The organism is Micromonospora aridisoli (assembly GCF_056150025.1).
On record NZ_JAXCFK010000083.1, the window covers coordinates 1 to 609 of the forward strand.

At 76.5% G+C, this 609-nt stretch carries 1 protein-coding gene; it reads left to right on the plus strand.

Annotated features, from left to right (window positions below; genetic code table 11):
• Nucleotides 1-14: 14 nt before the first annotated feature.
• On the plus strand, nucleotides 15-609 hold a 595-nt coding region (locus SM447_RS29470), incomplete at its 3' end, for a GNAT family N-acetyltransferase (RefSeq protein WP_474576131.1).

A 609-nucleotide genomic window follows, 5' to 3' on the forward strand; every position in this document is an offset into this window, starting at 1 on the left:
TAGGGTCGGCCACCATGGACGCAGAGATCACCGTCGTCGACCTGACCCCCGCGCTGGCGCCGGACGTCGTACGGCTCTGCGAACGGTCGCTGGACCTGCCGGAGGACGCGGCCGAGTCGGACGCTCTCGTGGCCACGCTCTGGACCCGGGCGACCGCGGACCGCCCGGTGGTCGCCCTCGGCGCGTACCGAGGGGCGAACCTGGTCGGTGCCCTGATCGGCTCGATGTCGACGGCGGACGAACGGCTCGGGCACGTCGACCTGGTCGCCGTGGCGCCGGAGCACCGCCGCCGGGGGGCCGGCCGGGCGCTCCTGAGCGCGGTGCAGCGGCGGCTCGCCGGCCTGGGCGCCGCCGAGGTGCTGCTCGCCGGCAACCCGCCGCACTACGGCTGGCCCGGCATCGACGTGCGGTACACCCCCGCGGTCTGCGCCGCGCTCGCGCTGGGCTTCCAGCAGGACCGCACCGCGTGGAACATGACGGCGGACCTGTCGTACGACGACTCGCCGGCCCTGCGCTCGACGGAGGCCGGCGAACACCGGCTGGCGGAGCAGGGCGTGACGGTGCGCCGGGCGGAGCCGGGCGACCTGTCGGCGCTGGCCGCGTTCGCCC